This window comes from Streptomyces sp. NPDC001220 (genome assembly GCF_053597895.1).
This window is the reverse complement of the sequence record NZ_JBSFJE010000003.1, coordinates 289,397-311,137: the sequence shown is the minus strand read 5'-3', so window position 1 is coordinate 311,137 and position 21,741 is coordinate 289,397. Positions and strand designations below refer to the sequence as shown.

Here is a 21,741-nt window from a genome sequence, read left to right as displayed (position 1 = left end):
TCGGATCGGGTGGGTCCCGTCCTGGTCCGCTAGCGATCCTCCGCGCCGGTGGCGGCCGGGTGCGGGAGCCCGGCCGCGGCGGGGCCCGTGGATTCCTCCGGGCGGGCCAACGAGGGCGTGACCTGGGGATCGGCGAGCAGCGCCGGGACCAGGGCGTGCAGGGCCTCGACGGCCTGTTCGACCGCGTCCCGGACGGGCTCGCTCAGGCCGGGGGCGATGTCCTCGTCGCCGCGCGGCAGCTCGCCGGGCTCGCAGGCGAGCACGAGGACGCGCGGCAGGGGTTCGTCACCGAGGTGGGCGGCCAGGGCGAGCACCTTCGCCGGGTCCATGCCGTGTGCCTCGGGCGGGGCCGCCGGAGCGCCGTCGGGGAGGTCGGGCTCGATCAGGGAGAGCGTGCCGGGGCGCCGCCCGCGGGCGGCGGCGTCCACGAGTACGGCGACCGTCCAGCCGTCGAGCAGTGCGTAGGCGAGGTCCATGCCCCGGATGCCGAAGTCCCGGACCTGTACCTCGGGGGGCAGCGGGCGCCGGGCCAGGGCGCGGATCACCTCGGGGCCGAAGGAGTCGTCGCCGAGGAAGATGTTGCCGACGCCCGCCACCAGCAGCCGCGTCACCGGGCACCGCCCGGGACCTTGCGGACGAAGTCCGAGCGCAGCGAGTGGTAGGCGGCGTCCGGGTCGTAGAACAGGGCGTGCATCCGGTCGAGTTCGTCCTTCCGGTACTCGGCGAGCGGCCGGCGTGCCTCGTCGGCTTCGCGCGCGGCGGCCTTGGCGACGAGGCGGGCGTCCAGGTCCGGGGTGCCGGCGAGCTCGGCGGCCAGCTCCTCGACCTCGGCGGCGAAGCGCTGTGCGGGGACCGGCAGCAGACGGTCGACGAGTCCGGTCCGGGCCGCGGTGGCCGCGCTCACCGGCTGCGCCTCCTCGGTCAGCCGCCGGGCGGTCTCCGCTCCGGCGCGACGGGGCAGCGAGTACGTCCAGAACTCCGAGCCGTACAGGCCCATCCGCCGGTAGTGCGGGTTGAGGACGGCGCCGGTGCGGCACCAGACCTCGTCGGCGGCGAGGGCGAGCATGGCGCCGCCGGCCGCCGCGTTGCCGGCGAGCGCCGCCACGACCAGCCGGTCGGTGGTCCGCAGCACGGCCTCCACCAGGTCGTCCATCGCGTTGAGGTTGGCCCAGGACTCCTCGGCGGGGTCCGGGGCGGCCTCGATGACGTTCAGGTGGATGCCGTTGGAGAAGAAGTCCCGGCGGCCGCCGAGCACCAGCACCCGGGTCGGCCGGGCGAGCGCGTACTCGTAGGCGGCGAGCAGGCGCCGGCAGTGGTCGGTGCTCATCGCGCCGCCGGGGAAGGAGAAGGTGACGAGGCCGACGTCGCCGCGCTGCCGGTAGCGGATGTCGGTCCAGGTGCGGCGGTCCGGGGGCAGTTCGAGCGGGGCGGGGCTGTCGGGGAGGCCGGCGGCGGCGAGGACGTCGGCCGCGGGGCGGCGGAAGGGGGCGGGGTCGCCGGAGTTCTTGCGGGGGCGCAGCTCGGGGATCCACACGGCGCCGTCCCGGGTGGCCCGGCAGACGGCACCCGCGCGGGTCGCGAGCAGTTCGCCGGGACGGCCGCCCAGTCGGTCCTCGGGGTGGCCACCGTGCAGGAACAGCTCCTGGCCGAGGAGTTCGTCGAGGACCCCCGGCTGCGAGTCGGCACCGCGCAGCTTGCACAGCACCGTCTCGGTGTCGTCGGCCGCCCAGTCGATCCGCCGTCGCGTCTGGCGGAAGACGTCCCGCCAGACGATCCGGCCGTGGATCGAGGGGTCGCTCTGCGGCACCGGCTTGTACGAGCCCTCCGCGTACCGTCGTACGGCCTCGTGGACGGCGGTGAGGGCGGCGTCTGCGACCTCGTTGCGGTAGAGGTCGCTCTTGCCGACCGGCTCCACCGGGAAGGGCTCGCTCGCCCAGACCGCGCCCGCGTCCACGGCCGCCTCGGCCTGGAGCACGGTCACCCCCCAGCGGGGTGCCTGCCCGGCGATGGCCCAGTCGAGCGAGGAGGGGCCGCGGTCACCGGGCGGTCCCGGATGCACGACCAGGCAGGTGTGCTCCCGGCAGACGTCCCCGGGGAGCGCGGTCTTCAGCATCGGCGCGATGATCAGCTCCGGGCGCCGGTCCCGGACCGCGGAGCGGACGGCGTCGGGGCCATGGGTGGCGAGGACGACCTCCACGCGGTGGCCGAGGTCGGACAGTTCGGCGTACACCCGTTGGGACAGGCTGTTGAAGGCGCTGGCGACGAGCAGAATGTCCATGGTGCGGCATATTCGCCGCTTCAGCGGTCTCCGGAAAGCACCCCGGCGGCGTTTCGTCGGCCGTCCTGGACCGCTTGGCCCTGTCGCGCGCGGAACGCCCACTCCATGTCGGGCTCCATCACGAACCGGAAGACCCGGCGCACCGGCGGTGTGCACAGCACGGTCACCACCGTGGCGGCGGCGAGGGTGGCCGTCACCGCGCCCAGCGGGCCGTGCATCCAGGCCGGGTCGTACCAGTGGGCGGGCTTGGCGCTCTGCGCGACGAAGCCGTGCAGCAGGTAGCCGTAGAGCGTGCCCGCGCCGAGCGTGGTGAACCAGGTGCGGCGGCCCGGCACCCAGGAGAGGAAGCAGGCGGCCAGCACCAGCGAGCAGCCGAAGACGGCGAGGGTCATGACGGGCCCGTACCAGGCGGGCGCGCCGAGCTGCTCGGCGCTGTCCCGGTGGAAGAACCAGCGGTAGCCCAGGTGCGGCACCGACCAGTACGCCACGGCGAGGGCGCACAGGGCGACGGGGACGGCCCACAGACGCACCCGCCATCGGCGCAGCAGGCTGAAGTGCTCCGGCCGCAGGCACAGGCCGAGCACGAAGTACGGCAGGAACTGCAGGACCCGCTGGAGGTCGAAGTCGCTGCCGATGGACGGCGTGAGGCTCGCCAGCGCGGCGACGGCGAGCGCGAGGGGCAGCGGCCACCGCACGAGCCGCCAGATCGGCGTCGTCAGCCGCCAGATGAACAGGGCCGCCAGGAACCAGGTCAGGTACAGCGGGTCCAGCAGGCTGATCTCGCGGTCGGGGGCGTGGTCGCTCCACCGGGTGAAGAGGGTGTAGGCGACCTCGAACACCACGTAGGGCACGGCGACGCCGGTGACCAGCCGTTTGATACGGGCGGGGCTGGCGTCGAAGCTGCGGGAGAAGTAGCCGGAGATGATGATGAACGCCGGCATGTGGAAGGCGTAGACGAACGTGTAGAGCGCGGTGACGGTACGGCTGTCCGAGCGCAGCGGCTCCCAGGCGTGCCCCATGGCCACGAGCACGATCGCCAGGTACTTCGCGTTGTCGAAGTAGGCGTCGCGCCGGCCGGCGGGCGGGCCGCTCCGGGGGGCCGGGCCGCCGCGCGGGGCCGGGCGGGGCGGCGGGACCCGGGTCCGGTCCGCGTCCGCCGCCCGGGCGGGCGACGCGTCGACTGTGGCAGCTGTCTCGCGGGAGCCGGACAGACCGAACACCTCTCACATCTCACACAACATGCGCTCAGGGGAGCGACGGGAGCCGTACACGGGACTCCGCGCGGGGGCGGTGCACGGCGGCGCTACCCGGGCGGTACTCCGGTGACGCTGCTCTCCGGAATCCTGCGAAGTAAACCTGTGGTGATACTGCGGCGTCCATGCGGGAAACCTCACACGTCGGCCGGGCTCCCGCCGCGAAGATGGTTCCGCCCGTGTCGACCGATTCCCCTTGGGAGCGTGCCGCGTGACGTCGCCGGACCGGATCTCCGCGCAAGTCGCCGAACTGCTGGACACCCGCCCGGACGTCCTCCGGGAGGCGGCCGACGACTTCGGTCACCTGGTGCGCCTGCCGCCCCTGGGCGTGCTGCGGCCCCGGTCCGCGACCGAGGTCCGGGACGCGCTGGTGTATGCGGGGCCGCGCGGTGTCCCGGTGGCCGCGCGGGCCGGCGGTCACTCGCTCTACGGCCAGGGGCAGGCGCCGGACGGGATCGTCCTGGACCTGTCCGCGATGGGCGAGGTCGGGCAGGTCGGCGACGACCGGGTGGCTGTCGAGGCCGGAGCGCTGTGGCGGGACGTCCTGGCGGCCACCCTGCCGTACGGGCTCACGCCTCCCGTTCTCACCGACTACCTCGGTGCCGGCGTCGGCGGTGTGCTGAGCGCGGGCGGCCTGGGCGGCGCCAGTCACCGGCACGGTCTGGTCGCGGACTCGGTGCTGGAGCTGGAGGTGGTGACCGGGGCCGGTGAGCACCTGGTCTGCGCGCCGGACCGGCACGGCGCCCTCTTCGACGCGGTCCTCGCCGGCCTGGGCCAGGTGGCCGTGATCGTCCGGGCCACGCTCCGGCTGTCCCCCGCGCCCGCCCTGGTGCGCCGCTACTGCCTGAACTACCCCGATCTCGACACCTATCTGGCCGACCAGCACCTGCTCGCGACCGACCGGCGCTTCGACTACCTCGAGGGCCAGGTCCGCCCGGTGGAGGACACCGTGGCCGGCTGGACCTGCATGGTCGAGGCCGTCGCCGCCCACCAGGGCCCGACCCCGCCCGACGACCGGACCCTGCTCGCGGGCCTCGCCTTCGACTCGGCGGAGATCACCGACCTCGGACACGCCGAGTTCGCGCACCGGGTCGCGGCCGACGAGGAGCTGCTGCGCGCGACCGGCGAGTGGCTGCACCCGCACCCCTGGCTGAACCTGCTGCTGCCCGAGGACACCGCCGCGTCCGTCGTGACCGGCATCCTCGCCGACCCCGCCTTCCGGGACCTGCGCGAGAACGGCGTGGTCCTCCTCTATCCCCTGCTCACCCGCGCCCTGCGGGCCCCGCTGTTCCGCCGCCCGCGCGGCGAAGTCGTCTTTCTCCTGGCCCTGTTGCGTACGGCGGCCCCGGGCGCGGCCGACCCGATGGTGGCCGCCAACCGCAGGGCGTACGAGGCCGCGCGGGCGAAGGGCGCCGTCGCCTATCCGGTCAACGCGCTGCCGATGACCCCGGCCGACTGGCGGGAGCACTACGGCGGCCGGTGGGACACCCTGGCTCGGGCCAAGAGCGTCCACGACCCGTACGGCATCCTGGGCCGGGGCCACGGGATGGCGCGCTGAGAACTGCCGTCCGCCGGGGTGTCGATTCCGTGCGGCGCCGTTCGTCGGTGGGGTGTAAGAAGCTCTTGAGGACCGGGAGGAACCATGAAGTACATGCTGCTGGTCTGCGGCGACGACACCGCCGACGCCTCCGGGATGGCGCCGGTCGAACCCTGGGTGGAGGAACACGGCGTCCGGAGCGGGGCCCGGCTCTACGGCCACCGGCTGCGGCTGCCCGACACGGCTGTCACCGTGCGCGTCCGCGACGGTGAGGTGCTGCGGACCGACGGCCCGTTCGCGGAGACCAAGGAGTACGTCGCCGGATTCGACGTCGTCGACTGCGACAGCCTGGAGGAGGCCGTACGGATCGCCGCCGGGCATCCCGTGGCCACCATCGGGGCCATGGAGGTGCGGCCGTTCTGGGACGAGGGGTTCGCCGAGGACGCCGAGACGGCGATCCGTCAACTCGACGCGGAGCTCACCGAGGCCGCCCGTGAACGCGACGTCGAACGGCTGACCGCCTGCTACGCGCCCGACGTGGAGACCTTCCAGCCCTCCGGCGTCGAGACACGGTCGGGGATCGCCGCGTTCCGCAAGGCGGTCGAGGGGTGGTTCGCGACGCTCGACGGGCCCGTCCACCGCGAGGTGCTCGAACTGCGGGTGCGGCCCGGGGAGGGCAGCGCCTTCAGCCACGCCCTCGTCCGGGTCCGCGGCACCCGCCGGTCGGGGCAGCCCCTGGACCGTACGGTGCGCGTCACCACCGGCTACCGGGACACCGGTTTCAGCTGGCTGATCGCCCACGAGCACGTGTCGGTGCCGCTGGAGGAGACGGCCGGGAAGGAGTGGTCATGAAATACGTCCTGTTCATCTGCACGCCCGTCGGCGGCGAGGAGCTCAGCCCCGCCGAGATCGCCGACGACCCCCGTTTCACCTCGTACATCCACGAGGTCCGCAGCCGTGACCTCGTCAAGGGCGGCGCCCGGCTGCGGCCGGCCTCCGACGCGACCACCGTGCGCGTCCAGGGTGACGAAGTGCTGCTGAGCGACGGGCCGTTCGCCGAGACCAAGGAGTACGTGGCGGGCCTCGACATCATCGAGGTCGCCGATCTCGACGAGGCCATCGCGCTCGCCTCCCGGCACCCCGCGGCGCTCGCCGGCGGCTCGGTCGAGGTGCGGCCGGTCTGGGAGTGAGTGTCACGGACGACGTCGAGAAGGCCGTCGCCGCCGCCTTCCGCGAGGAGTGGTCCCAGGTCGTCGCCACCCTGATCCGGGTGACCGGCGACTGGGACCTCGCCGAGGAGTGCGCGCAGGACGCCTTCGCCCAGGCACTGGAGCGGTGGCGGCGCGACGGAGTGCCGCGCCGTCCGGGCGCCTGGCTGACCACGACCGCCCGCAACCGCGCCCTGGACGTGCTGCGCCGGGAGGCGGTGGGGGCGGCGAAGCTGCGGGAGGCGGCCGTGCTGGCACGGGACGAGGGACCGTACGACCCGGATCACGAGGGCGACGACAGCGGGGTGGCCGACGACCGGCTGCGGCTGATCTTCACCTGCTGCCATCCGGCGCTGCCCGTCGAGGCCCGGGTCGCCCTGACCCTGCGCACCCTCGCGGGGTTGACGACGTCCGAGATCGCCCGCGCGTTCCTCGTCCCCGAGGCGACGATGGCGCAGCGGCTGGTGCGCGCCAAGCGGAAGATCCGCAACGCCGGCATCCCGTACCGGGTGCCGCCCGCGCACCTGCTGCCCGACCGCACGACGGGCGTCCTCGGCGTGGTCTACCTGCTGTTCAACGAGGGGTACGCGGCCACGGCCGGCACCGACCTGATGCGCACCGGGCTGTGCGCCGAGGCCGTCCGGCTGGCCCGGCTGCTGGCACGGCTGATGCCCGACGAGCCGGAGGTCGTCGGGTTGCTCGCCCTCCTGCTGCTGCACGACGCCCGCCGGGACAGCCGGGTGGACCCGGCCGGTGACCTGGTGACCCTGGAGGACCAGGACCGCTCGGCATGGGACCGCACCGAGATCGACGAGGGCGCCGCCCTGCTGGAGGGCGCCCTGCGCCGCGGCCGCCCCGGCCCGTACCAGATCCAGGCGGCCGTCGCGGCCTGCCACGTCACCGCGGCGACCGCCGCCGACACCGACTGGGCTGACATCGCCGGCCTCTACGGCGAACTCCAGCGGTACGTCCCCTCGGCCGTGGTCCGCCTCAACCGCGCGGTCGCCGTGGGCATGGCCGAGGGCGGGGAGGCGGGCCTCGCGCTGGTGGCGGAGCTGGAGGCGGAGGACGAGCTGTCCGGTTACCACCTGCTGCCGGCGACCCGCGCCGACCTGCTGCGCCGAACGGGCCGGATGCGGGAGGCGGCCGAGTCGTACGAGCGGGCCCTGGCGTTGGTGGAGAACGCGGCGGAACGCCGGTTCCTGGAGAAACGCCTCACGGAGTGCCGGTCCGGGTAGGTACCGGGGATTCGCCGCAGGCTCCGGCCGGGGGTTGCCCCCACTCGGGACTGCCGGCCCTGCTCGTCGACGCGACCGGCGACCCGCGCACCATCCACCAGGGCACTGAGGCGGTGCGCCGCGACTGGCCCGGCTCCCGGCTGGCGACCCTGCGCGGCGCGGACCAGCACGCGGTGTCCGGCGTCCACGGCAGCGCCTGCGTCGACGCGACGGTCGACGCCCACCTCGCGGGCGGGACGTTGCCGGCCGCGGACGTCACCTGCTCCACCAGGCGGGGACCAGCGGGCGCCGGCGGCGGTGGTCCAGCCGGTCTGGCCACCGCCCCCGGCGCGGGGCGTCAGCCGCCGAGCGCGGCCATCACCACCGCCTTGGCCTCCTCCTGTACCCGGGCCAGGTGGTCGGGGCCCTGGAAGGACTCGGCGTAGATCTTGTACACGTCCTCCGTGCCGGACGGGCGGGCCGCGAACCAGGCGTTCTCCGTGGTCACCTTGATGCCGCCGATCGCCGCGCCGTTGCCCGGCGCCTCGGTGAGGACCGCGGTGACCGGTTCGCCGGCCAGGGTCTCGGCGGTGACCTGGGCCGGGGAGAGCTTGGCCAGGAGGGCCTTCTCCGCGCGGGTCGCCGGGGCGTCGATACGGGCGTAGGCGGGCTCGCCGAAGCGGGCGGTCAGGTCGGCGTAGTGCTCGGACGGGGTCCTGTCCGTCACGGCCGTGATCTCGGAGGCGAGCAGGGCGAGCAGGATGCCGTCCTTGTCGGTGGTCCACACCGAGCCGTCCCGGCGCAGGAAGGAGGCGCCGGCCGACTCCTCGCCGCCGAACCCGATGGCGCCGCTGACCAGTCCGTCCACGAACCACTTGAACCCGACGGGAACTTCGACCAGTTGCCGGCCGAGGTCGGCGGCGACCCGGTCGATCATCGAGGAGGAGACGAGGGTCTTGCCGACACCGGCGCCCGCCGCCCACTGCTCGCGGTGCCGGTAGAGGTAGGAGATGGCGACGGCCAGGTAGTGGTTGGGGTTCATCAGGCCGGCGTCGCGGGTGACGATGCCGTGCCGGTCGGCGTCCGCGTCGTTGCCGGTGGCGACCCGGAACTCGTCCCGCTTCTCGATCAGCGAGGCCATCGCGTACGGCGAGGAGCAGTCCATGCGGATCTTGCCGTCCCAGTCCAGCGTCATGAACCGCCAGGTGGGGTCGGTGTACGGATTGACCACGGTGAGGTCGAGGCTGTGCCGTTCGGCGATCCGGCCCCAGTAGGCGACGGAGGCGCCGCCGAGCGGGTCGGCGCCGATGCGCAGCCCGGACGCCCGGACCGCGTCGAGGTCGAGGACACTGGGCAGGTCGTCGACGTACACGCCCATGAAGTCGTACCGGCCGGTGGTCGGCGCGGCGAGCGCGCGCTCGTAGGGGATCCGCTGTACGTCCTTCAGGCCGCCCGTGATGATCTGGTTGGCGCGGTCCTGGATCCAGGAGGTGGCGTCGGAGGCGGCGGGCCCGCCGCTGGGCGGGTTGTACTTGAAGCCGCCGTCGGCGGGCGGGTTGTGCGAGGGGGTGACCACGACACCGTCCGCGAGTCCGGTCGTACGGCCGAGGTTGTGGGTGAGGATGGCGTGCGAGACGGCGGGGGTCGGCGTGTAGCCGTCGGCGCTGTCGATCAGGACGGTGACGCCGTTGGCGGCGAACACCTCCAGGGCGGTGACCTTGGCGGGCTCGGACAGGGCGTGCGTGTCGGCGCCCAGGAAGAGGGGACCGTCGGTGCCCTGGCCGCTCCGGTACTCGCAGATGGCCTGGCTGGTGGCCGCGATGTGGTCCTCGTTGAACGCGGTCGTCAGCGACGATCCGCGGTGCCCCGAAGTGCCGAACGCCACCCGCTGGGCCGGGTCGGCCGGGTCGGGGTGCAGTGCGTAGTACGCCGTGACCAGCCGGGCCACGTCGACGAGGTCCTCCGGAGCCGCCGGCCGGCCCGCTCGCTCATGCGGCATGAGTCCACTTCCTCCGCAGTCGTTGATCGATCGCTGGACGCCCATCTTTCCTTGTCAGCGGCGGCGGACGCGAGTGCGGCACCGACGTCGGCACCGAAGACACGGCTGGTTCACGGCGGGTTCACAGCAGCCGCAGCGCACCCGGCGCGCGCTGCGCGAAGAGCTCCAGTTGGCGGGCGGTCTCCAGGTGGCCGAGATTCACCCGGGACGTCTCGTGGTCGCGCCACTCGAAGACGAAGCCATCGTCGCCGGGGGTGCCGAAGCCGCCGCCGAGGCAGTCGGCGAGCGCGCCGAGATTACGGCCGAAGTAGCCGCCGGGCCCGTTGACCGCCTCGCCGATCATCCGCCGGAAGTCCTCCAGTGTTGCGATCCGGGTGCCGTCCAGTACAGAGGCCGCCGTCACGGCCCGCAGGATACGGCGCTCGTACGGCAGGAAGCGGGCGGTCGGCCGAACGGCTCCCGAACGGGCGCGGCGGACGTTCCGGAACGCCTGCGACGGGACATACTGACCATCAGTCAACTCCCGCGCCCCCGGGCACTCACGAGAGGCCGCACCGTGGAGAACTCCCTCGCGCCCGCCGTCCAGGATCGCTACGACACCTATCTGGACCATGTGAGGCGCTGCCCCGACTGCCGCCCCGTGCGCCGCGGGGCGGGACAGGCACTGGTGCGCGCCTATCTGGCGACCACCCGGGCGGAGCGACCGGACGCCCGCGAGCACTGACACGGCTCGCCGCGGGAGCCGTCGCCGCCAGTGTCGTTGCCCTTGCCGGCCGAGCAGCCGGACGGGGAGACACAGGTGGGTACGCCGAGTTTCTCGGACTGCACGGGATTCCCCGACCAGGGATGTGGCACACCTGGCTCCGCCAGGCCGTCCCGACGCACCCACGGCCGAGCGACCGGGTGGTGCCCAAAGAACGCGAGAGGGCCCCCGGATGGTTCCGGAGGGCCCTCGCGTGTCGTGCGTCGTTCAGTGTGCGGCGGGAACCGTCCGCCCGGCCGGGGCCGTCGCCGGCCTGGGGTTGAGCTGCCGTTCCGCCAACTCGCCGAAGAGCAGGCCGAACCCGCCCCACAGCACCAGCTGGATGGCCAGCGCCGAGAGCCGGAACCGCCACAGCAGGGTGGCCGGGAAGTCCGTCGGCACCTCGTTGATGGTCGGCAGGAACTGGTACGCCAGTCCGATGACGACCGCGAATCCGGCGACCGCGACCACGGTCGCCCACCAGGTGCCGAGGCTCGGCCGGAGCCGCTTGCCCAGGATGGTGGCGGCGACCGCCAGGAGCACGCTGAGCACCATCATCAGGAAGTACAGCGTGGTCCGCTTGCCGATGGTGTCCGGGTCGCCCACCGACGGCGGGTTGGCCGGGTACTTCAGGAAGGGCACCACGTACACGGCGAGCAGCGCGCAGACGGACAGCAGCAGTGCCGTCGCCCGCGGCGAGAAGCGGCCGACGCGGCCCAGGGCGAAGCAGTAGGCGAGTGCCGCGATGCCGCCGAAGGCGACCCCGTAGACCAGCACACCCGTGGCCAGGCCCGCGGTGGACTGGAGGGAGCGGGAGACGACCTCCATCTCGTGCTCGTGCGAGTGGGCGTCCTCGAAGCCGATCGCCTTGTCGACGTTCGGTTCACCGAGGAGATAGGCGACGACCAGGGCGAGCACACCGGCGGCGAGGCCGGCGAGCATGCCCCGCACCAGGAGGTTTCTTACCGTTGCGGAGTTCATGGGCGTGCGGCGTCCCTTGCGTCAGTGGCAGGGGAAGCCGAGGAGGTGGCGGGCGTCGTGCACCCACTCGTGGACGTCCGTGCCGCTGAACACGGAGGTGGCGCCCTGCTCGGCGCCGACGAAGTAGAGCAGGATGAGCATGAGGATGCCGAAGAAGACCGCCCAGGGAGCTATCGCGCTCAGCGGCAGCTTGGCGGGAACGACGGGGGTGGTGGCTGTCGGCTGCGCGACGGTCTGCGCCATGGCAGAACCTCCTCTGGGAGTTCGCGTCCCATCTCGGTGGTGCGGTGGACGACGGCTACGGGTCTGACTCACGAGCTCCCGAGGGCTCTCGCATACAGTGGCGCGACCGTGCCGGACTTCCACCGGCTTCCGTTCTGTCGTCGTCGATATCGGACAGACCGTACCGCGTGTCAGGAGCACGGCCAAGACCGCACCACCAGGCGTGATCTTCATCTCGCGCCCGGTGGCCTGTTATGGGGGTGCCGGGTCAGCGGTGACGGAACCCGTCGGGCGCCGTGCTCATTCCGGCTCCCCGCGCTGGTCCCGGATGGTTGGTACGACGCCGGAGAAGTCCTCGGCGGCTCCGACGCGTTCGGCGCAGGCGGCGTACAACTCGGCGGCGACGGTACGGCTCACCAAGCCGCCTCCGTCGTGGTGTCGGGGCCGGCGAGCCCCAGTTCGCGTTCGCCGAGCGGAGCGAAGAACCGGTCGACGTCGGCGTCGGTGACCTCGGCGAGGGTGGCCGGGGACCAGCGCGGGTCGCGGTCCTTGTCGATGACCTGGGCACGGATGCCCTCCATCAGGTCCGGGGCGGACAGGGCGGCACAGGAGACGCGGTACTCCTGGTCGAGGACCCGCTCCAGCGGACCGAGCCGCCGGGCCCGGCGCATCGCCGCCAGGGTGACTTTCAGGGAGGTCGGTGACTTGCTGAGCAGGGTCTGCGCCGCCTCCTTCGCCGCCGGGTCGCCGTGGGCGAGCAGCCGCCGGACGATCTCCTCGACCGTGTCGGCGGCGTAGCAGGCGTCGATCCACTCCCGGTGACGGGCCAGTTCGCCTTCCGGCGCCGGTCGCACGTGCCGGTCGAGCGCGTCGTGCACGGGCCGGTCGGCGAGGTCGGCGATCAGCCGCTCGATCCTGTCCGAGGGGACACAGTGGTCGGCGAGTCCGCACAGCAGGGCGTCCGCCGCACCGATCTGAGCGCCCGTCAGCGCGAGGTGGGTGCCCAGTTCGCCGGGGGCGAGAGCGAGCAGGTACGTGCCGCCGACGTCGGGGACGAAGCCGATGCCGGTCTCCGGCATCGCGATCCGCGACCGCTCGGTGGCGATCCGGACGCTGCCGTGTGCGGAGACGCCGACGCCGCCGCCCATGACGATGCCGTCCATGATCGCGACATAGGGCTTGGGGTAGCGGGCGATCCGGGCGTTGAGGCGGTACTCGTCGCGCCAGAACTCCGCCGACGCGGTGCCGCCCCCGGCGCGGACGTCCTCGTAGATGCTCCGGATGTCGCCGCCCGCGCACAGGCCGCGCTCCCCCGCGCCGGTGATGACGACGGTCTCGACGGCCGGGTCGTGCTCCCAGGCGGTGAGGGCCTGGTCGACGGAGCGGACCATGGCGTGGGACAGGGCGTTGAGGGCCCTGGGGCGGTTGAGGGTGAGGTGGGCCGCCCGGCCGGCGGTGTGGAGCAGGACGTCGCTCATCCGAGGGCCTCCGTGAGGCCGCGGGCCACGATGACGCGCATGTTCTCGTTGTTTCCTTCCAGGATCTGCTGGACCCGCAGGTCACGGACGACCAGCTCCGCGTACCGTGCGATCAGGTTCGTCACGGCCGTCGTATCCGCGATGGTGTTCATGGCAGATGAGGGTAGGAGGCCATGCCGGTCCGCCGTGTCCACCGCCACGGCCACAGCTGGGCGGCACCGAACGCCACCTCCACCACGAGGAAGAGCCACAGCAGCCGCGTGGCACCGTGGCCCAGCGCGTACGCCTGCCACAGGGCGAACAGGACCCGGGCCACGCCGTCGAACAGGCCGTGGGCCGGCCGTGGTTCGACGATCCGCAGCAGCGCCCACACCACCACGACCGAGCCCATCAGGTTCGCGTACAGGGTCTGCGTCGGGTCGAGGGCGGGCAGCACGCCGAGCCCGAGGGCGTCCCCCAGCGACGACAGTCCGTCGTGTACGAGCGCATAGGTCCACGGGGTCGCGAATCCCGCGGTGACGACGAGGTCGTACCAGGCGCTCGCGCGGACGACGCGCGGATAGGCGGGGTGGATGGGGGCGGCAAGACGGATCACGACGGGGCTCCTGCTCATCTCGTGGCAGCGACGCCTCACGCTAAACAGTGGAGTACTGTCCAACGTCAAGTCCCAGTGCGGCGGTCCGGCGGAGGGTCATGCGTATCGGAGAGCTGGCCGCGCGGGCCGGCCTGAGCAAGGACACGATTCGCTTCTACGAGAGGATCGGCCTCGTCACGGGTCGCCGGCTGTCCAACGGCTACCGTGATTTCCCGCCGGAGACGGTGCCTTGGCTGCACTACGTCCGTACCGCGCAGACCCTCGGTTTCTCGCTGGCCGAGATCGGCCGGCACTTCGAGGAGCTGGGCGACGCGCCGGACTCGGCCGAGGCGCTGTCCGCGCTGTTCCAGGAGAAGATCCGGGTCGTGGACGCGCGCATGGCCGAACTCGCGGCCCTGCGGAGCGAACTCGAAGAGCGTGTCGGCACCGGATGCCCGTTGCGCGCGGAGGTCCGGCCCGGCACCGGCTGAGGGGCTCTTCGGGAGGTCCGGTGAACCGGCAGGGAACTCTTGGTCATGGGTTTCCCTGGACGGCCGTTCGAGTGCGCGGGCGTGCCTAGCATGAGGCGATCACGAACGGTACGGACCCGGGAGCTCGGGATGGTGTTGTCCGGCCTCGCCCGGAGGTCGTTGCGTCCCTGGGCGGTCGTCGCGGTCGCCGTCCTCTGCCTGGTGGCCGGCGTCCTGGCGCTCACGCACGACTCACGCCCCGCACACGCCGGCCCGGCCGCCCTGCCGCACACCACGGTGGAGGTGTCCGCCAGCCGCTGTGGCCGGGGCTGGCGCGCGCCGGTCCCCGGCGTCCAGGTCTTCGACCTGCGCAACCCGACCGACGGCCCCGCCGAGGTCCTGCTGGAGGACCCGGAGAGCCAGGCCGTCTACGGCGAGGTGGAGGACGTCGGCCCCGGTACCACCCGGGAACTCACCGTCCGCCTCGGCAAGGGCAGCTACGCGTTCAAGTGCGTCCCCGACGACGCCGACGCCGTCACCGGGCCCACGGTCCGCATCGCCGAGGGGAGGAGCGGCCCGGCCGCGGCTCCGGTCACCGAGCACGACCTGATCCCGCCGGCGCTCGCCTACCAGAAGTGGATCGGCGGCGGCCTGTCCGACGTCGTACGGCTGACGACGACACTGCGGGACGCGATCGACGGCGGCGACCTCGCGGCCGCCCGTACCGCCTGGCTGCCGGCGCACCTGGAGTACGAGCGACTGGGCGCGGCGTACGACGCCTTCGGGGCCGCGGACGGCGCGATCAACGGCACGGAGGCGGGCCTGCCCGGCGGGGTGCACGACAAGGACTTCACGGGCTTCCACCGCGTCGAGTACGGCCTGTGGCACGGCGAGTCCGCGAGCGGCCTGCGCGGCCCGGCGGCCGGCCTGGTCAAGGCGGTCACCGCGCTCCGCGACGACTGGGCCCAGACCCGGATGGACCCCGCCCAGCTGGGGCTGCGGGCGCACGAGATCCTGGAGAACACGGTGCAGTTCGAGCTGACCGGCCGCACCGACTACGGCAGCGGCAGCAACCTCGCCACCGCCCGCGCCAACCTGGACGGCACGGTGCAGGTCATGTCCCGGCTGCGCCCGCTGCTGGCCACCCGGTACGCCGGTCTGGCCGGTCTGGAGGGCGAACTGGACCGGCTCGGGAAGACGCTCGACGGGTTCGAGCACGGGGGCACCTGGACACCCCTGGGGCAGCTGAGCCACCGGCAGCGCGAGAACGTCGACGCGGCGCTCGGGGACCTGGTGGAACGGCTGGCGTCGGTGGCGACCCTGTGCGACCCGCGGAGGACGGGGTGAGCACCGACGAGACGACCGGCAGGGGCGGTGTCGGCCGCCGTGGCTTCCTGCGGGGCGCGGCGCTCGCGGGCGCGGGACTGGCCGCCGGCGGGGCGGCCGCCCCGGTCGCGGACCGCACGGCGGCGACGGCCGCCCTCGCGCCCTTCCACGGCGCCCGTCAGCAGTCCGCGATCGCGGCACCGCGCCGGTCGACCGTCTTCACCTCGCTCGACGTCACCGCCACCGACCGCGCCGAGCTGACCGACCTGCTGCGCACGCTCACCGACCGCGCCCGCTTCCTGACCTCCGGCGGCACCCCCGATCCGGTGGGCGTCACCGGGCCGCCCGCCGACTCCGGCGTCCTCGGTGAGGAACTGCCGTCGAGGGCGCTGGCGGTGACCGTCGGCGTCGGCGCCTCGCTCTTCGACGACCGCTACGGGCTCGGGAGACTGAGGCCCCGCCGGCTGACCACGATGCCGGCCTTCCCCGACGACGACCTCCGGCCCGAGTGGTGCCACGGCGACCTCAGTTTGCAGTTGCACGCGGACGACACCGACACCGTGCTGCACGCCCTGCGCGACATAGCCCGGCACACCCGGGGCGGCATGCAGGTCCGCTGGCGGCTGGACGGGTTCACCAGCCCGCCCCGGCCGTCCGGCACCCCGCGCAACCTGCTCGGCTTCAAGGACGGCACCGCCAACCCGGAGACCGGCAGCGCCCGTGAGATGGACCGGCTGGTGTGGGTCGGCGCGGACTCCGGCGAGCCGGACTGGGCGGTCGGCGGCAGCTACCAGGTGGTACGGCTCATCCGCATGCTGGTGGAGTTCTGGGACCGGGTCTCGCTGAGCGAGCAGGAGCGGATGTTCGGCCGCTCCCGCCGGTCCGGGGCGCCCCTGGACGGCGACGCCGAGCACGACACGCCCGACTACGCGGCCGATCCCAAGGGTGACGTCATCCCGCTGGACGCGCACATCCGGCTGGCCAACCCGCGCACCACGGCCACCGCCGGGCAGCGCGTCCTGCGCCGCGCCTACAACTACGACCGGGGCATGGACAGCAACGGCAACCTCGACATGGGCCTGCTGTTCAGCTGCTACCAGCAGGACCTGGCGCGGCAGTTCGAGACCGTGCAGAAGCGGCTGGCCGGCGAACCGCTGGTCGACTACGTCTCGCCGTTCGGCGGCGGGTACTTCTTCGCGCTGCCCGGGGTGCGGGACACCGACGACTGGTACGGGCGCGCGCTCCTCACCTGAGCCCGTCCACAACCTGAGCTTGTTCGGACAACTCCCCGGCCTGATCGGTCAATACCCGGTCAAGATTTGCCCCAGCATCCCTGACCCGCTATTCATTCAGCCGCCATCATGGCTCCGCCACAGCGCCCGGAAGCGGGCGAAGCATCCCTGCCTGTACGACGCAGTGACGTTCATGCCCGGAGGGTGAGTCCGCATGGCCAGCACAGCAAGACGAACGGCGATCAGGAGTCTGGGGGCGCTCGCGGGGGCCGCCGCGCTCACGGTCCTCGGCGGCACCGCGCCCAGTTGGGCGGCCGTCCCCGCCGGGCACGGTGGTGGGTCGTCGACCGCGACCCCGATCAAGCACGTGGTCGTGCTGTTCGACGAGAACATCTCCTTCGACCACTACTTCGCGACCTACCCGAAGGCCGCGAACACCGACGGCACGAAGTTCACGGCGTCCAGGAAGACCCCGAAGGACATCGACACCGTCGCGCACGCCGGGCTGCTCACGAAGAACCCGAACCAGTACACGCCCAAGCGGCTTTCCCCGTCACAGGCGCTGACCTGCGACCAGAACCACTCCTACGGGCCCGAGCAGCTGGCCTACGACGGCGGCAGGGCCGACCAGTTCGTGCAGAACACCGAGGTCGACAAGTGCAGCGGCGGCCTGTTCGGCGAGCCGGGCCTGGTCATGGACTACTACGACGGCAACACCGTCACCGGGCTGTGGAACTACGCCCAGCAGTACGCCCTCAACGACCGCTCCTACAGCTCGGTCTACGGCCCGTCCACGCCCGGCGCGCTCAACCTGATCTCGGGTCAGACGCACGGCGCGATCTCGGTCGACTCCGTCACCGGCAAGCAGACGTCGACGCCCGACTCCTACGCCATCGCCTCCCCGAACGCCAAGGGCGTGGGCACGGTCATCAACGACCCCGACCCGGCCTTCGACGACTGCTCCGACAAGGACCACACCAGCACCAGCGCGCTGGCCTCGCTGCAGGGCAGGAACGTCGGTGACCTGCTCAACTCCAAGCATGTGACGTGGGGTTGGTTCCAGGGCGGCTTCCGTCCGTCGACCGGCTGGGACGGCAAGCCGGCCGACCACGCCAAGTGCGACACCACGCACAGCAACGTCGGCGGCGCCTCCGTGGTCGACTACAGCCCGCACCACAACCCGTTCTCGTACTACAAATCGACGTCCAACCCGCACCACGTGGCGCCGAAGAACGTGAACGAGATCGGTCACAACGGCCAGGCGAACCACAACTACGACCTGACCGACTTCAGCGCGGCCGCCAAGGCGGGCAAGCTCCCGGCCGTCAGCTTCCTCAAGGCCGGTGAGTACCAGGACGGCCACGCCGGGTACTCCGACCCGATCGACGAGCAGCACTTCCTCGTCAACGAGATCAACGCCGTCCAGAGCTCCCCGGAGTGGAAGTCCACGGCGGTCGTCGTCGCCTACGACGACTCCGACGGCTGGTACGACCACGCCTACGCCAAGCCCCGCAACGGCTCCAAGGACACCACGGCCGGCTCCAACGGCAAGGCGCTCGACAGCGCGGCCTGCCAGGCGGGCCCGGCCGCGTCCGGCGGCTACGCCGACCGCTGCGGGCCGGGCACCCGGCAGCCGCTGCTGGTCATCTCGCCGTACAGCAAGGTGAACAAGGTCGACCACACGCAGACCGACCAGTCGTCCGTCATCCGCTTCATCGAGGACAACTGGCGCACCGGCCGCGTCGGCGACCACTCCTTCGACGCCACCGCGGGCTCGCTGACCAACATGTTCGACTTCCGGCACCCCAACAACAAGCAGGTGCTGCTGAACGCGAACGGCTCCGTCAAGCACGTCGGCCCGATCCACCACGTGGCTCCGGTCAGCACGCACATCACGCCGGGCCCGGCGATGGTGAACACGGCCGCGGCGACCGGCTCCGGCGCGTTCCCGGCCCTCCCGGTGAGCCTCGGCGTGGGCGCCCTGGTGGCCGCCGGCGCCACGGGCACGTACCTGACGCTGCGCCGTAGGCAGCGCACCACGGCCTGACCTCAGCACGACCCCTGTCACCTCGGCACGGTCCTCCTCCCCGGACCGTGCCGAGGTGCGTGAGCCGACGGCACGACGAAGACGTACCGCCGCACCTCCCGGACGTTCAACGACGCGCTGGGCTTCACCATCGCCGACGGCTCCTACGAGCAGTGGAGCTTCCTCAGCCTCGCGCCGATCGTCCACCCGATGCACATCCATCTGGCCGACTTCCAGCTGCTGGGCCGCGACGCCCACGACGTCTCGGGCTTCGACCCGGCGGTGGGCGGCACGACCAGGCCGATCGCCCACGACGCGGCCACGCAGCTCCCGCTGGCGCCCAACGAGCGGGGCCACAAGGACGTCTTCCGGGTGCCGGGCGGCCAGATCCTGCGCGTCATGGGGAAGTTCGACGGCGCGTACGGACGGTTCATGTACCACTGCCACCTCCTCGAACACGAGGACATGGGGATGATGCGGCCGTTCGTCGTCATGCCCGAGGAGGCGATGAAGTTCGACCACGGCGCGGCCCACGGCGGCCATGACGGAGGCCACACCGGCTGACCTTCCGCGGCGACTCGCGTCGGCACTCCACGGTGGTGGTGCGGTGCCGACGCGAGCCGTCACCGCCGCCCTCCGCGGACTCCCCGGCGCACGCTGGTTACGATCACCGGCGGCACGGAATGCGGCACTGCGGAAGGGGCGCTCCACGATGACGAGCGGGGAGACCGTCGCACTCGACGACCCGGCGGGCGCGTCCCTGAGCGGTCACCATGCGCATCTCGGCCGCCGGCTCGGCCGGGCCGTCAGCTATCTGCGGGACGTCGCGACCTTCTCGTCGGTGTCCGCCCACCCCGGCCCGGACGACTGGAGCGACCTGGCCAGGCTGCTCGGCCCGGGCGCGTTCGCCGACATGTTCAGCTGCCCGGCGCTTCCGCCGCGGGAGCGGGAGCCGGTCTTCGTCCTCGAAGGCCGGCAGCCAGCGCGATCGCGCTCTACGAACGGCTCGGCTTCGAGAGCCGCAGGCAGGTGACCTTCCGCGGCTTCCGCACCCCGTGACGCCATGGGCCGCCGGACGGCCCGGCAGCCGCGGCGCCTGCCCCAGCCCCGGCGGATTACATGCACTGTGCACTTTCTCACCCGGCTCGACGGCGCGGATGGCGATAGCGTCCGAGGTGTTCATCCCGACAAGGAGAGACGTCCGTTGTCCATCCCGACCGTGTCCCCGGGCAGTTACTTCGAGGCCGTCGACGGCCACCGCTACAAGCCGACGCCGCACGCGGTCGGTGCCTGGGCGCCGGACGAGCAGCACTTCAGTCCGCTGTCGGGGCTGGTCGTCCACGCCCTCGACCAGTACCGGGCCGCCCGCCCGGACAACGGTCTGCTGCTCTCCCGGATCAGCTACGACATCCTGGGTCGCCTCGCCCTGGACGAGTGCGAGATCGAGGTGGAGACCGTTCGTCCCGGGCGGACCATCGAGCTTCTCGAGGCGGTCGTACGGATCTCCGGGCGATCGGTCCTGCGGGCCCGCGCCTGGTATCTGGCCGAACTCGACACCACCGCGGTCGCCGGCGGCCCCGACGACCCTCTCGTCCCGCCGGACTCCCTCGCCCCGTGGCCGGCGGGCGAGCTCTGGCCCGGCGGCTACATCGAGTCCGTGGAGATCCGCCCGGTCGAACCGCGGCGCCCGGGCCGTACGGCGGCCTGGATCTCCACACCCGTGCAGCTGGTCGCCGGGGTGCCGGTCAGTCCGCTCGCGTCGTATCTCACCCTGGTCGACACCGCCAACGGCATCGCCGTCCGGCAGTCCCCCACCGAGTGGATGTTCCCGAACGTCGACCTGACCGTCCACCTCCACCGCCGGCCCCGGGGCATCTGGACGGGGTTGGACACCAAGGTCACCTTCGGCCCGACCGGACAGGGTCTGACCAGCACGGTCCTGCACGACGTGGACGGCCCGGTCGGACACGCGTCGCAGATCCTCACGGTCCGGCCGCTGCCGGGGGCGTAGGTCACCTGGCCGCGGCCCGCCACCGCGGTCCCTTGATGGACAGCCGGCCGCCGATCTGCACGGCCTGTGCCACGGTCGCCGAGACGAGGGTGATGGTGCGGGTCCGGGCGACCGGGTGCGCGAGCCAGCGGGGTACGGCGTCGGGAGTGACGGTGACGCTACGGCGCGCCGGGAGCGGGCCGCCGCCGAGGCCCGTCACCCTGCCGGACAGCTTGCGGACGTAGAGGGTGACCACGCCGTCGGCACCCTGCCCCTTGAACGAGGAGGTCGTCGCCGGTCTGGCCCTGAGGCGCAGCGCCGCGCGGCCCCGGCCGGCCGTCAGGTCGAGGTCGACGGCGTCCAGCGACCGCACGGTGAACCTCAGCGCCCGGACGGTCCCCGTGGCGGTGCGCACCGTGGCCGTCCCGTGGAACCTGGCACCGCGCAGCACGAGCCGGTCGGCACGCAGCACCCAGGAGCCCTCGGCGGCGCGGGGCGGGCGCGGCCCGTGCCGTGGTGCGTCGGCGGCCGCCGAGGAGACGCCCAACGCCGGGTGCAGGGACAGGGACAGGCAGGCCACGGCCGCCGCGCAGGCGAGCGGCCGGGAAGCACGGGCGAGCACGGAACCGGTCGTACCCGTACGGCGCGGGCGACCGCGTTCGTCGGTGGGCACACCCCGGCCGGTGCGGTCGTCAGCAGCCGTCACTTGGGCCCTCCGCCGCCGCAATGACCGTGGTCCCGCCCTCGCTCGGCGGTGCCGGCGGTTCCCCGGCCGCGGGCGGCAGCCAGGCGCAGGCCAGCGAGCCGCCGACCAGGCCGGAGGCGACACCCAGGAAGAGCCCGCCGAAGTTCGCGACGGGAAAGGAGATGACGGCGAGCAGGAGGGTGGCGATCCCGGCGAACACCCGGAGATGGGGACGGCAGCAGAGCGCGACGCCCAGTACCAGGAGCAGGGTTCCGATCACCAGGGACCCGGCGCCCGAGGTGGTCGACAGGGCGAGCGGGATGCCGCCCAGGTCAAGTTTCGCGAAGGGCCAGTAGAGGATGGGCAGCCCTGCGGTGAAGGTGAACAGGCCTGCCCAGAAGGGGCGTTCGCCGCGCCAGGTGCGGAACCTGCGCCGGAACCCCGGTGCCGCGGCGAGCAGTTCGGCCGGCCTGCCGAAGGGGTTGGTGATCACGCGTCCTGTCCTGATCAGTGGTGTCGTGGT

Annotated in this window: 22 protein-coding genes and 3 pseudogenes; 13 read left to right on the top strand and 12 right to left on the bottom strand. The window is 72.8% G+C overall.

Annotated elements, in window-relative coordinates; all coding sequences use genetic code 11:
• Positions 1-29 precede the first annotated feature (29 nt).
• From ACWDGI_RS09390 to ACWDGI_RS09380, 3 genes are read right to left on the bottom strand one after another with little or no spacing between them, the layout of a single operon-like run.
• Entirely contained in the window at positions 30-611 is a 582-nt protein-coding gene (locus ACWDGI_RS09390) for a hydrogenase maturation protease (protein WP_450757010.1), read from the bottom strand.
• Positions 608-2,278: a hydrogenase maturation protein gene (locus tag ACWDGI_RS09385; protein ID WP_450757008.1), complete on the bottom strand. Its 1,671-nt coding sequence runs from the start codon at positions 2,276-2,278 to the stop codon at positions 608-610. Before ACWDGI_RS09385 ends, ACWDGI_RS09390 begins: the two co-directional genes overlap by 4 nt.
• 20 nt (positions 2,279-2,298) lie before the next feature.
• Positions 2,299-3,489, bottom strand: coding sequence for an acyltransferase family protein (locus ACWDGI_RS09380; protein ID WP_450757463.1), 1,191 nt, complete (start codon positions 3,487-3,489; stop codon positions 2,299-2,301).
• Positions 3,490-3,742: 253 nt separating this feature from the next.
• Here ACWDGI_RS09380 and ACWDGI_RS09375 point away from each other — a divergent pair, with 253 nt between their 5' ends.
• From ACWDGI_RS09375 to ACWDGI_RS09355, 5 genes are all read left to right on the top strand, one after another.
• Positions 3,743-5,089, top strand: a complete 1,347-nt coding sequence (locus ACWDGI_RS09375) for an FAD-binding protein (RefSeq protein ID WP_450757006.1) — start codon at positions 3,743-3,745, stop codon at positions 5,087-5,089.
• 84 nt (positions 5,090-5,173) lie between these two features.
• Positions 5,174-5,920, top strand: coding sequence for a nuclear transport factor 2 family protein (locus tag ACWDGI_RS09370; RefSeq protein ID WP_450757004.1), 747 nt, complete (start codon positions 5,174-5,176; stop codon positions 5,918-5,920).
• On the top strand, positions 5,917-6,258 hold the full coding sequence (locus ACWDGI_RS09365) for a YciI family protein (protein ID WP_450757002.1): 342 nt from the start codon (positions 5,917-5,919) through the stop codon (positions 6,256-6,258). Before ACWDGI_RS09370 ends, ACWDGI_RS09365 begins: the two co-directional genes overlap by 4 nt.
• A complete protein-coding gene (locus tag ACWDGI_RS09360; protein ID WP_450757000.1) occupies positions 6,255-7,514 on the top strand; it encodes an RNA polymerase sigma factor in 1,260 nt (419 codons plus the stop codon). Before ACWDGI_RS09365 ends, ACWDGI_RS09360 begins: the two co-directional genes overlap by 4 nt.
• Positions 7,499-7,939, top strand: coding sequence for an alpha/beta hydrolase (locus ACWDGI_RS09355; RefSeq protein ID WP_450756998.1), 441 nt, complete (start codon positions 7,499-7,501; stop codon positions 7,937-7,939). Before ACWDGI_RS09360 ends, ACWDGI_RS09355 begins: the two co-directional genes overlap by 16 nt.
• On the opposite strand, the gene pgm is transcribed toward ACWDGI_RS09355, so the two are convergent.
• Together pgm and ACWDGI_RS09345 are read right to left on the bottom strand one after the other, a co-directional pair.
• Positions 7,852-9,492, bottom strand: a complete 1,641-nt coding sequence (gene pgm, locus ACWDGI_RS09350) for a phosphoglucomutase (alpha-D-glucose-1,6-bisphosphate-dependent) (protein ID WP_450756996.1) — start codon at positions 9,490-9,492, stop codon at positions 7,852-7,854. The two genes, ACWDGI_RS09355 and pgm, sit on opposite strands and share 88 nt — an antisense overlap.
• Positions 9,493-9,637: 145 nt before the next feature.
• Positions 9,638-9,895, bottom strand: a pseudogene (locus ACWDGI_RS09345) (barstar family protein); the annotation flags it as partial.
• Between the two features lie 153 nt (positions 9,896-10,048).
• Here ACWDGI_RS09345 and ACWDGI_RS09340 point away from each other — a divergent pair.
• Entirely contained in the window at positions 10,049-10,216 is a 168-nt protein-coding gene (locus ACWDGI_RS09340; RefSeq protein WP_450757499.1) for a hypothetical protein, read from the top strand.
• Positions 10,217-10,462: 246 nt separating this feature from the next.
• On the opposite strand, the gene ACWDGI_RS09335 is transcribed toward ACWDGI_RS09340, so the two are convergent.
• The 5 genes from ACWDGI_RS09335 to ACWDGI_RS09315 form a co-directional block, all read right to left on the bottom strand.
• Positions 10,463-11,215: a CbtA family protein gene (locus tag ACWDGI_RS09335; RefSeq protein ID WP_450756994.1), complete on the bottom strand. Its 753-nt coding sequence runs from the start codon at positions 11,213-11,215 to the stop codon at positions 10,463-10,465.
• Between the two features lie 21 nt (positions 11,216-11,236).
• Positions 11,237-11,458 carry a CbtB domain-containing protein gene (locus tag ACWDGI_RS09330; protein WP_351323751.1) on the bottom strand — a complete coding sequence of 74 codons (222 nt, stop codon included), beginning with the start codon at positions 11,456-11,458 and terminating at the stop codon, positions 11,237-11,239.
• A gap of 392 nt (positions 11,459-11,850) precedes the next feature.
• Entirely contained in the window at positions 11,851-12,915 is a 1,065-nt protein-coding gene (locus ACWDGI_RS09325) for an enoyl-CoA hydratase/isomerase family protein (protein ID WP_450756992.1), read from the bottom strand.
• Positions 12,912-13,067 (bottom strand): hypothetical protein, encoded by a 156-nt coding sequence (locus ACWDGI_RS09320; protein ID WP_450757497.1) that lies wholly within the window; start codon positions 13,065-13,067, stop codon positions 12,912-12,914. The genes ACWDGI_RS09325 and ACWDGI_RS09320 overlap by 4 nt, the downstream gene beginning before the upstream one ends.
• Positions 13,064-13,510 (bottom strand): hypothetical protein, encoded by a 447-nt coding sequence (locus ACWDGI_RS09315; protein WP_450756990.1) that lies wholly within the window; start codon positions 13,508-13,510, stop codon positions 13,064-13,066. Before ACWDGI_RS09315 ends, ACWDGI_RS09320 begins: the two co-directional genes overlap by 4 nt.
• Before the next feature lie 98 nt (positions 13,511-13,608).
• Here ACWDGI_RS09315 and ACWDGI_RS09310 point away from each other — a divergent pair, with 98 nt between their 5' ends.
• From ACWDGI_RS09310 to ACWDGI_RS09280, 7 genes and pseudogenes are all read left to right on the top strand, one after another.
• Positions 13,609-13,980 (top strand): MerR family transcriptional regulator, encoded by a 372-nt coding sequence (locus tag ACWDGI_RS09310; protein ID WP_450756988.1) that lies wholly within the window; start codon positions 13,609-13,611, stop codon positions 13,978-13,980.
• Between the two features lie 129 nt (positions 13,981-14,109).
• Positions 14,110-15,306 (top strand): EfeM/EfeO family lipoprotein, encoded by a 1,197-nt coding sequence (locus tag ACWDGI_RS09305; protein WP_450756986.1) that lies wholly within the window; start codon positions 14,110-14,112, stop codon positions 15,304-15,306.
• A complete protein-coding gene (gene efeB, locus ACWDGI_RS09300; protein ID WP_450756985.1) occupies positions 15,303-16,538 on the top strand; it encodes an iron uptake transporter deferrochelatase/peroxidase subunit in 1,236 nt (411 codons plus the stop codon). The genes ACWDGI_RS09305 and efeB overlap by 4 nt, the downstream gene beginning before the upstream one ends.
• A 193-nt stretch (positions 16,539-16,731) precedes the next feature.
• Entirely contained in the window at positions 16,732-18,564 is a 1,833-nt protein-coding gene (locus ACWDGI_RS09295) for a phospholipase C (RefSeq protein ID WP_450756983.1), read from the top strand.
• Between the two features lie 66 nt (positions 18,565-18,630).
• Positions 18,631-19,107 (top strand): annotated as a pseudogene (locus ACWDGI_RS09290) (multicopper oxidase domain-containing protein); the annotation flags it as partial.
• 148 nt (positions 19,108-19,255) lie between these two features.
• Positions 19,256-19,522: pseudogene (locus ACWDGI_RS09285) on the top strand (GNAT family N-acetyltransferase); the annotation flags it as partial.
• Between the two features lie 225 nt (positions 19,523-19,747).
• Entirely contained in the window at positions 19,748-20,554 is an 807-nt protein-coding gene (locus ACWDGI_RS09280) for a thioesterase family protein (RefSeq protein WP_450756981.1), read from the top strand.
• Between the two features lies 1 nt (position 20,555).
• Here the strand turns inward: ACWDGI_RS09280 and ACWDGI_RS09275 are convergent, their stop codons facing one another.
• Together ACWDGI_RS09275 and ACWDGI_RS09270 are read right to left on the bottom strand one after the other, a co-directional pair.
• Positions 20,556-21,239 (bottom strand): hypothetical protein, encoded by a 684-nt coding sequence (locus ACWDGI_RS09275; protein WP_450756979.1) that lies wholly within the window; start codon positions 21,237-21,239, stop codon positions 20,556-20,558.
• Positions 21,226-21,711, bottom strand: a complete 486-nt coding sequence (locus ACWDGI_RS09270; RefSeq protein WP_450756978.1) for a DUF6114 domain-containing protein — start codon at positions 21,709-21,711, stop codon at positions 21,226-21,228. Before ACWDGI_RS09270 ends, ACWDGI_RS09275 begins: the two co-directional genes overlap by 14 nt.
• Positions 21,712-21,741: the final 30 nt, after the last annotated feature.